Source organism: Paenibacillus residui (assembly GCF_042677205.1).
Classification (GTDB): domain Bacteria; phylum Bacillota; class Bacilli; order Paenibacillales; family NBRC-103111; genus Paenibacillus_L; species Paenibacillus_L residui.
The window spans coordinates 76,738-86,121 of the sequence record NZ_JBHTIU010000022.1; the positions used below are offsets into that span (position 1 = coordinate 76,738).

A 9,384-nucleotide genomic window follows, 5' to 3' on the forward strand; every position below is an offset into this window, starting at 1 on the left:
CCGGGAGGCAGCAGGCGGACGCCGGGAAGCAGCATGGATGATGCTCCGCGTTCTTCGGCCGTCCGTCCGCCGCCGTTCAAGCCCTATCTATGATTCAGCCATTGAAGGAGGCCGGAAGAACTGATGACCAATCGAACGAGAACGGCCGGGCAACGGAACAGGGCGTTCAAAGCTTTCCTAATCGGCCTGTTGTTCACCAGTCCCTGGTGGATTGGCTTCGTTGTTTTCAAGCTGTATCCGATCCTGATGTCGTTCTATTACAGCGTCACGGAATACAATTTATTCTCCCCGCCCGATGTCGTCGGAGCGGAGAACTACGTTAATCTTTTTGCCGATGATAAATTTTATCTGTCTTTATTCAATACGGGCTACCTGATCGTCTTCGGCCTGATTCCCCACCTGGCCTTCGCGTTAGCCATGGCCATGCTGTTGAATACGAAGGTAAAGGGGCAGGCTCTGTACCGCACGATTTATTTCCTGCCCACTCTCGTTCCGGCGGTTGCCAGCTCCTTGCTGTGGATGTGGCTGCTCAATGCGCAATACGGCCTTGTCAACGATCTGCTCGGGAGCATCGGCATTAACGGGCCGAACTGGCTGGTCGATCCCGCATGGACCAAGCCCGCCATCATCCTGATGGGATTCTGGGCGACGGGAACGAATACGGTGCTGTATTTGGCCGCCCTGCAGGACGTTCCGCAATCGTTCTATGAAGCTGCGGAGATCGATGGAGCCGGACGATGGAGCAAGTTCTGGAACATTACGCTTCCCTCCATCTCTCCGGTCACATTGTTCCTGCTGATTATGGGGCTGATCGGCTACTTCCAGTTTTTCACCGAAGGGATGATCTTCGCGGAAGCGTCCCAGTCGGTCGGAGGACCGGAGAATTCCTTGCTGTTCTACGCCATTTATTTGTACCAGACCGCTTTCTCGTTCCTGAATATGGGATATGCATCCGCCATGGCCTGGATTCTGTTTCTATTCGTTATGGGGCTTACCCTGCTTGTGTTCAAAACTTCGGCACGCTGGGTTTATTACGGGGGTGAGAAATAATGGCCCGACCATCCGCTGCACGTTCCATCCGCACAAGCCTGGTGCCGCATCTTGGGCTTGCTCTCGTCGGCTTGCTGTTCCTGCTTCCTTTCGTCTGGCTCGTCTTAACCTCGGTTAAGTCGGAGGAAGAAATCTTCTCGCTGCCTGTCGTATGGTGGCCGAGTACATTCGAATGGCTCAATTATTCCAATGCTGTGCAGGCCATTCCTTTTCTTCGCTATACGTTGAATACGCTGTTTTTGTGCGCCCTGGCGGTGATCGGCCAGCTTATTTCCGCACCGCTGGCCGCTTACGGATTCTCCAGGCTTCAATTCCGCGGCCGCAATCTGATGTTCTTCATCATGATGGGCTCCATGATGCTGCCTTACCAGGTGACGATGATCCCGGTTTATGTGCTGTTCAACAAGCTGAACATGGTCGATACATACTGGCCGATCATTCTTCAGAACCTGTTCGGGATCCCCTTCTACATCTTTCTGATGCGGCAGTTTTTCCTGACCATTCCGTATGAATTAACGGAGTCGGCCAAGATCGACGGGGCCTCGGAATTTCGGATTTATTGGCAAATCATTATGCCGTTGGCCAAGCCGGCGCTGTATTCGGTGGCGCTGTTTGCTTTCTTGAATGAATGGAAGGACTTCCTCGGTCCGCTCATCTATCTGAATGATCCCGACAAGTGGACCTTGTCAGTCGGCCTGCGGGCCTTTATCGGAGAACATAAGGTCTCCTGGGGATTGTTGATGGCCTCGGCTACGATGTTCACGGTTCCGATTGTCGTCCTGTACTTCTTCGTGCAGAAGAAATTCATCCAAGGCATTTCCCTGACAGGCCTCAAGTAGAAGCAGGCTGAAGGGGCAGCTCATAGCTATTAAACTTCATGGGTACAAAGGAGGATAAAAATTATGAAATTACGCAAATGGTTTTCATTATGCCTAGCAGCGATGCTGGCCATCTCTCTCGTCCCTGCGGCCGGTTTCGCCCAACCGGCTCACTCCGAACCGGACGGCGGTTTGGTCAATTTGGCGCTGGGCAAGAGCTATACGCTGGAAACCCCTTATCCGCGGGATTCACACTTCAGTACGGTGGAGGCCGCCCATCCGGATGATACAGGCCGGCAATTAACCGATGGGGAATACGGCGGTACGACCTTCTCGAACAAGGCATATGTCGGCAGCATCTGGCAGGGAAGCCGGATCGTCACCATCGATCTGGAGCAAGTATCTACGATTCAGGAAATTTCCGTGAATGTGCTGCAGGATTTGCCGGTCGGCATTTTCTTTCCCAAGCAGGTCCAATTCTCCATCTCCCATAACGGGAAGGTCTGGGAGAAGCTGGACACGGTGAACAACGAAATCTCCACTACGGAGAAGGGCCCGCTCACCCAAAAGCTCACTCTGCAAGGAGTTAACAAGGTAGCCCGTTATGTTAAAGCAGAGATTACCGTCGACTCCTGGGTATTCATGGATGAAATCGAAGTCTGGGGAACGCCGGACCGGTCCGGACGGCCGCTTACACCTTCACCTCAAGGGCCCAAAGACAAGATCAAATATCCTGCTCCCGGATCTGAGCAAGCCGGAGGCATTCGCAGCGAAGTGCTGATCTACACCGGAGAATGGCAATATGAGCCCGCAGACTGGATTTCGTTTACTAAAGAGGACTTCAAGCCCTATGTCTCTTATGTGGATACCGATATGAACAGGGTCGATTACATGTTCGACGGCTATTTGTTCCTCCCCTACGCGCCGCTGCTGGATGGCGCCAACTTCGGGCCAACTACTGGAAAGCCGACCAACAAAGCCCACTTCGAGTCGTTCCTGGATCGTCTGTTCCGCGACGATTATGAGCTGGGGGCGTTGAACCAGGCTGTCCAGGAAGCCAAAGCGGAATTGGGGAATCCTGCTTATAAGGCTAAAGTAGCGATAGCCATTCCATATCCGCGTACCGATCAGAACGATTTTGGCGATGTGGATGGGGACGGCATCAGTGAAAACATGAAGGTAAGCGAGGTCGGGGAAGACCAAGCGTTGGCCAACCGGGAGAAGGTCGTCCGCTGGTTCGTGGACGAAGTTTATGATCGCTGGCAGCAGGCCGGATATACCGAGCTGGAGCTGGTCTCCTTCTATTGGTACAACGAATTCGTTGCCTACCAGCTTGCGGAGAAAGACGGGGAGCTGATCCGCCGCACAGGCGATTACGTCCGTTCCAAAGGAGCGAGGCTGCAGTGGATTCCTTATTACTTCGGCCGAGGCTGGGACGAATGGAAGGACATTGGCTTCGATTCCGCCCTGATGCAGCCGAATTATACGTTCCATAACACAACGGCAGATCGTGTCGATGCCGTTGCTCAAGCCGCCCGCGCTCACGGCATGGGTGTCGAGATCGAGATGAGCGACGCCGTACTGACCAATCCTGAGATTCGTGACAAGTATTACACATATCTGGATAAAGGCGTGGAATACGGCTATATGAAGGGATCTTATAACGCTTACTACCAGCAAGTGAAAACGTTGCTGAAAGCGGCGCAGTCCGACGATCCCGACGCACGCGAAGTGTATGATCTCACCTATCAGTTTATCAAAGGCACTTACAAGGCCCGTAAATAGGCGAGGACTAGGGTCCATCAAATAAGGGACTGCCGCTGAGAGCAGTCCCTTGCAATTTCAAGATTAAGAATTCAAGCTAAATCTTGCGGGCAATCATCAGGTACAAGGCATCGGAAGGATCCTGTCTCGAGACCAATTCGAAGCCGGCCTCCTTCAATGACTCCTCCATCTGCTCCGAAGGAATGCGATGGCTCGGCGGCGGACCCGATTCCGTCACCTTGTGCTCCCATTCCAGGCAGAGCAGATGCCCGCCCTTCTTCAGCACCCGTCCGATTTCGGCCAACCCCTGCGTATACGGCTCCGCTTCATGAAGCACTATGGAAGCAATGACATGATCCACACTCCCGTCAGGCATCGGAATGGCCTCCAGTGGCCCCTCCTTGCTCTCGATGTTGGACAGTCCCTGCTCCTCCACCCGGTTTCTGAGCAGCTCCAGCATTCTTGGCTCCACATCAAGAGCATACACGGTTCCGCCGGTCATCTGTGCCGCGGGAATCGTGAAATAACCGGTGCCGGCCCCTACGTCGAGGATGACGTCGCTTCCTTCTATCGGAAGCAGCTTCAGCACTTGCTCGGGAGGGATCGTCCTCCGGCGCTCCGGGTTATCCAATCTCTCCAAATTGTCCGGGTTAAAACGGCGTTCGTGCATGTTTTCTCCTCCTCCATTAAGGGATCAGTCTGACCTTCAACGATTGCAGAGAACGGAAGACGACCGATTCCTTCCATGTAACTGCCGGCTCGGCTAATGCCAGATTCGGGAACCGGCGCAGCAGAGAACCGATAGCTACCTGACCTTCCATCCGGGCCAAGGCGGCCCCAAGACAGTAATGAATGCCCGCGGCGAAAGCCAGATGAGGATTGGGCTGCCGGGTAATATCGAAACGGTCGGGCTCGGCAAATACAGCCGGATCCCGATTGGCCGCACCTAACGAAACCAGAACCTCCTGGCCTCTCGTTATCGTCCGGCTGCCGATGATAACATCGGTCTGCGCCAAACGGGAGGTCATCTGCACCGGGCTTTCATAGCGCAATATTTCCTCCACCGCCCCGGGAATAAGCTCGGGCTTCTCCAGAAGCAAAGCGTGCTGCTCCGGGTGAGTCAGTAAAGTATATACTCCATTCGCAATCAGATTGACCGTCGTCTCATGACCGGCGACCAGAAGAAGGACGCACGAAGCGATCAACTCTTCCTCCGTCAGCTTCTGCTCATTCTCTTCCGCGCGGATGAGCGCACTGATCAAGTCATTCTGCGGGCTGCGTCTGCGCTCGGCTACAATGCCCCGCAGATACTCCGTTAATTCCTGAACGACCTGACTGCCTTCAACGAACAATGAACGTGACGCATTGAAATCGATCAGGCAGGCCACAAGGTTCGACCAATCTTTGAACTTCTGCCGGTCGCCGGCGGGAACCCCCAGCATTTCGGCAATAACGATGACCGGCAGCGGGAAAGCAAAATCCGCGACCAGCTCCGCCTCCTCACGCGTGGCAATCTCCTCCAGCAATTCATCGGTAATCGCCTGGATTCTCGGAACCAAAAGTTCGATCATTCTCGGTGTGAAGGCCTTGCTGACAAGGCCGCGCAGCCGCGTATGGTCCGGGGGATCCCGGAAAAGCATAAACCGATTGAGAAGCTCCACGGCCGGCCGGATATCCGCTTCAATCTCCGGGGGAGGCCCCGAATGATCCATTCTTTTGCCGAATCGGGCATCCTTCAGCACATGGGCCACATCTTCATAACGGGTTACCAGCCAAGAGCTCGAACCCGGCACCGCATGGACGGGATCGCGTTCACGCAAAGCGCGGTACAGGACATGCGGATTAGCATAGAATCCGGGAGTACCAGGTTGAAAGCTGACCTCTCCTTCAAACTGTTGAACGGAATTACTTCTTGCCTCGGTCATAGCGCCACCTCACTAATGAAATAATGATGCAGAAAATCGTCCGTCTGACATTCATTGGGATTGTTTCCTACATCATATCAAAAAGAGGCGACCGGTAGATAGGGCGGTCATTTAATAATTTGGGAAACTTTGTAAGTTCATTTTGTTCGTTAAGGAACAATATCAGTCTTTTTCAGATGGGTTCCCGGAAATTACAGCTTTTTCTCTATCGCTTCGGCATCCTTTAGCATCGTTTCCAATGGAGTATCCCACTGATATTCCAGAATGGCGCGATAGCCGTGATTCAATTCCCGCAGAGCTTCCCAAATCGGTTCCCAATCGATTGTTCCTTCTCCTACCGGCTGATGCAAATCATCATACCCGTCATTGTCATGAAGGTGGAGGGCGCTAAGCCGGGTTCCCAATTGACGGATCAACTGCGGGATGTCCCATCCGTTAATATGGGCATGTCCTACGTCGACCAGCGCGGTAATTTCCGGAATTTCCTCGAACAAGCGGACGAACTCTTCCTGGTCGAACAGTGCGTGCTCGCGGAAGCCGACGTTCTCCACGGCCAGCTCGATGCCGAGCTTTCGGGCTTCTTCCCCCAGTTTCCTAAGACTGTCCTTGGAGCATTCCTGGGATTCCTTGCGAAGAAATAACGGGGTCACGGGAAAACTCGGATGGATTACCATCTGTTCGGCCCCTATCTTGGCAGACCAAGCGAGGCATTCCCTATAGACGTCCAAAGAATAATTTCTCAGGAGATCGAAACGGGGAGTCGCCAGATTCAGCTCCCAGATCGGAGAATGAACGCTAATCGGACCCGGATGATCGGCAAATCGTGAAAATTCATGATGCCAGTTGACAGGCTCTCTCCAATTGGGGCCATCCATCGGAATCTCCACTCCGCCCTTCCACCGCTCGAACAACTCCGCACTGTCTTCAATCCGGTTCATGTACGGTAATAAATTTAAAAAGATAGCCATTCGCGAACTTCCTCCCTCATTTTTGTAAGCGCAAACAAAGCATTTGCGTATTATTTCCAGTATATCATTCTAGTCTTGATGTTCCCATCAGGAAGAGCCGACAGGCTCCAAAAAACGCGTTTTTTCGGAATGCCGCCGGCTTCTTCTTGAACAAATTCGTCCCTGCAAAATCAGGTTCGACTATAATTCCTCTGTAATCTGGTGTACAATAACCTTGTATCTATTTTTTCTCTTTTTATGGTGCTGGTCCGTTTCCATAGGTGCTACCATTGGAACGCCAGTACCGTTTTTTTCCACCCGCGATGCTCTGCAGCATCGTTCATGGCCTCTATATAATCTTCCAGCTTGCTTATTCTGGTCCATTCTTCCGGCAATATTTGCCGTAAAGTTTGCTGGTAGGAAGGATCCTTCATTGCCTCCAGCACCTGATAATAGTCGGGGGCATAGCTGCGGCTGCTGCCTATCAGAGTCAAGCCTTTCTCCAGCACATCCCTCGTGTTGATAGGGACGCGTTCCTCCGTAACTCCCATCAGAATCAGAATTCCGCCCGGATTAAGAATATCTATCGCCTGATTAACGGCGCTTTCACTGAATCTTCCGCCCGTACATTCCACCGCAATGTCCACCGTTTCCGCCGCAGCGAAATCATACTCTTGAACCATGGCGCAATCGGCAAAATGAAACTTATCGATTTTGTTCGGATCTGCCCCAAAGACCTTAAGCCGATCTTTATCCAGTCCAAACAAATGATGAATCATCGAGGCCGTCAAGTATCCGACGGGACCGTCTCCAAATACGGCTGCGCGTGCCCGGCCCCATCTGTCCCGAACCCGTTGGAGGGCTTGGTAAGATACGGAGCACAGCTCCGACAATACGGCAATTTCGTCCGGCAGGTCCGATGGAATCGGTATGGCGCAGGAAGCTGGAATGACCAGGCGGTTTTGGGCTATCCCGTCTATACCGCTCCCCAGAAAATAACCCCGAGAGCAGTAATTTCCTCCCGGCCCATCCTTGCACACCGGACAGCATTCTTCAGGAGTTATGCCGTCCTGCATATACCCCGGTATGTTAGGGACGATGACAACCCGTTCTCCTGTTTGTAATTCCGGGACTGTGCTGTGCACCACCCGCCCCACTCCTTCATGAAGAAGAGCCATGGGCAGCTTCTTCGCCAGCGCTTCGGGACGTCTCTGTCCGGTATAGTAGCGTAAGTCGGCGTGACAAATGCTGGCCAAGGTCGGCTCAATGACTACATGTCCTTCGGGAATTGGCGTTTCCAGGAAGGTTTCCTCCATATGTCCGGGCCGAATCAATCTGTATGCGCGCGAGCAAACCTCATCCTTGTTTTCGGTTATCAAAACTATCACCTCCTTTCGAGGCAGAGGCGACCCGCCACATTCCAGAGCGGAAACGAATGCGTTCGGTTCAAGCCATAACATTGGCATGCCGGATATTTCCCCTATGGACTATCAACCAGCCGTCATTCGAAAGCTTTTGCCTAAGCAAACTAGCGATGCTTCAACCATTTAAACCGCAATCACATGGACACCGATATCCTTGAACAGCTTGATATAAGATTCCGATGCTTCCTCTCCCGTTATAAATGTATGGATGGATTGAATGGGAGCCACTGTATGCAGTGATACTTTGCCGATCTTCGTATCATCCGCCACAACAATAATCTCTTGCGCGGCGGCAATCATTCCCTGCTTCGTCGGAACGAGCTGGGCCTCGGGATGAGTGAGCCCGTGCTTGGGATGAATCGCTGGAGTACCGATGAAAGCCTTCTGCACATGCAACCCCTCCAGCACCCTATCCGTGAACATGCCGTTAAGCATAAAGCTGGATGGGTATAGCTCCCCCCCGGTCACAATTACCTTGATACCGGGCGCATCACGCAGCTCGGCTGCGACATTCATATCGTTGGTGACTACGGTAATGTTGGACCGGTCTTTAATATTCTGGGCAATATGGATGGTGGTCGTACCCGAATCCAATATAATGTGATCTCCGTCCTCGATCAGTTCAGCCGCTTTCTGCCCGATGCGCATCTTCTGCTCCAGCTGATCGGAGGCCCGCTCGGAGAAGGAGGGCTCTTTATTGGCTCCCCTGTCCACAATGACTCCACCGTGAGTCCGCCGCAGCAGACCTTCCTGCTCGATTTCAGCCAGGTCCCGGCGGATCGTCGCCTCATGGACCTGAAATTCTTTGGCAAGCGTTGATACCGTCGCCACTCTCTTCTGCTTGACATACTCCACTATTCGAAGCTTTCGTTCGGCCGCCAGCATCCTGATCCCCCCTTGATAAAATAATTCACTCATTTATTTATGTTCATTTGAATTAAATTTGTGCTTATATCCACTCGATAATAGATTATTCCAGTTCTATCCCTTTTGTCAACAGTATTCTTAACGATCCACAATATAAAATCGATATTCTTCCTATTCTTTTTCTTGTTAAAAATAGAGAGGGCTTTCTTTATAGGGGGAAAATAAGCTCGCTAAAGCGCATACATGAACAAAAGAGCAAATTTGTGCACAGTGTTTGCCAATTCTGGCGTTCTGGGATTCTGGCGCTTTTGGCGCTTTTGGCGCTTTTGGCGTTTCTGGCGCTTCTGGCGCTTCTTGTGCTCATTTTAGGAGTTGTAGCCATAAGCGGAAAGTCTCCGGCACTCCACTTGAAAATCGTTTGATGAAGGAATCTCCGAGGTTCTGCTCTTCTATTTCATAAAGAAAAGCAAAAGTGCAGGTCTTTCGGGGAAAAATCTGCGCGATGCCGGATTCTAGAGCGATTGCGGCTAGGCCCCCTAATTCCGGAGTCCGCACCATAAAAAAATAACCATGTATACAATTCCTCTCT

The 9,384-nt window shown here is 52.2% G+C and carries 9 protein-coding genes; 3 read left to right on the plus strand and 6 right to left on the minus strand.

What is annotated here, in order from left to right:
• Positions 1-123 precede the first annotated feature (123 nt).
• The 3 genes from ACFQ03_RS06220 (at position 124) to ACFQ03_RS06230 (ending at position 3,653) form a co-directional block, all read left to right on the plus strand.
• The gene (locus ACFQ03_RS06220; RefSeq protein WP_144938035.1) at positions 124-1,050 is read left to right on the plus strand and encodes a carbohydrate ABC transporter permease; all 927 of its coding nucleotides are present in this window, start codon (positions 124-126) and stop codon (positions 1,048-1,050) included.
• Positions 1,050-1,889 carry a carbohydrate ABC transporter permease gene (locus ACFQ03_RS06225; protein WP_144938033.1) on the plus strand — a complete coding sequence of 280 codons (840 nt, stop codon included), beginning with the start codon at positions 1,050-1,052 and terminating at the stop codon, positions 1,887-1,889. The genes ACFQ03_RS06220 and ACFQ03_RS06225 overlap by 1 nt, the downstream gene beginning before the upstream one ends.
• A gap of 63 nt (positions 1,890-1,952) precedes the next feature.
• A complete protein-coding gene (locus ACFQ03_RS06230; protein ID WP_379286830.1) occupies positions 1,953-3,653 on the plus strand; it encodes a DUF4855 domain-containing protein in 1,701 nt (566 codons plus the stop codon).
• A gap of 76 nt (positions 3,654-3,729) precedes the next feature.
• Here the strand turns inward: ACFQ03_RS06230 and ACFQ03_RS06235 are convergent, their stop codons facing one another.
• The 6 genes from ACFQ03_RS06235 to ACFQ03_RS06260 form a co-directional block, all read right to left on the minus strand.
• Entirely contained in the window at positions 3,730-4,302 is a 573-nt protein-coding gene (locus ACFQ03_RS06235; protein WP_379286832.1) for a class I SAM-dependent methyltransferase, read from the minus strand.
• 16 nt (positions 4,303-4,318) lie between these two features.
• Positions 4,319-5,557: a cytochrome P450 gene (locus ACFQ03_RS06240; protein WP_379286834.1), complete on the minus strand. Its 1,239-nt coding sequence runs from the start codon at positions 5,555-5,557 to the stop codon at positions 4,319-4,321.
• Between the two features lie 191 nt (positions 5,558-5,748).
• Entirely contained in the window at positions 5,749-6,525 is a 777-nt protein-coding gene (locus tag ACFQ03_RS06245) for a sugar phosphate isomerase/epimerase family protein (protein ID WP_144938025.1), read from the minus strand.
• A gap of 263 nt (positions 6,526-6,788) precedes the next feature.
• Complete coding sequence (locus ACFQ03_RS06250) at positions 6,789-7,892, minus strand: alcohol dehydrogenase catalytic domain-containing protein (RefSeq protein ID WP_379286839.1); 1,104 nt, start codon at positions 7,890-7,892, stop codon at positions 6,789-6,791.
• Positions 7,893-8,051: 159 nt separating this feature from the next.
• The gene (locus ACFQ03_RS06255) at positions 8,052-8,813 is read right to left on the minus strand and encodes a DeoR/GlpR family DNA-binding transcription regulator (protein ID WP_144938023.1); all 762 of its coding nucleotides are present in this window, start codon (positions 8,811-8,813) and stop codon (positions 8,052-8,054) included.
• A 342-nt stretch (positions 8,814-9,155) separates the two neighbouring features.
• Positions 9,156-9,384: hypothetical protein (locus ACFQ03_RS06260; protein ID WP_379286837.1), on the minus strand; the 229-nt coding region annotated here is incomplete at its 5' end.

Bases quoted from the DNA above. Each gene is read 5' to 3' on its own strand.
- ACFQ03_RS06220 (WP_144938035.1), top strand. From the start codon at position 124: ATGACCAATCGAACGAGAACGGCCGGGCAACGGAACAGGGCGTTCAAA.
- ACFQ03_RS06225 (WP_144938033.1), top strand. From the start codon at position 1,050: ATGGCCCGACCATCCGCTGCACGTTCCATCCGCACAAGCCTGGTGCCG.
- ACFQ03_RS06235 (WP_379286832.1), bottom strand. From the start codon at position 4,302: ATGCACGAACGCCGTTTTAACCCGGACAATTTGGAGAGATTGGATAAC.
- ACFQ03_RS06240 (WP_379286834.1), bottom strand. From the start codon at position 5,557: ATGACCGAGGCAAGAAGTAATTCCGTTCAACAGTTTGAAGGAGAGGTC.
- ACFQ03_RS06255 (WP_144938023.1), bottom strand. From the start codon at position 8,813: ATGCTGGCGGCCGAACGAAAGCTTCGAATAGTGGAGTATGTCAAGCAG.
- ACFQ03_RS06245 (WP_144938025.1), bottom strand. From the start codon at position 6,525: ATGGCTATCTTTTTAAATTTATTACCGTACATGAACCGGATTGAAGAC.
- ACFQ03_RS06230 (WP_379286830.1), top strand. From the start codon at position 1,953: ATGAAATTACGCAAATGGTTTTCATTATGCCTAGCAGCGATGCTGGCC.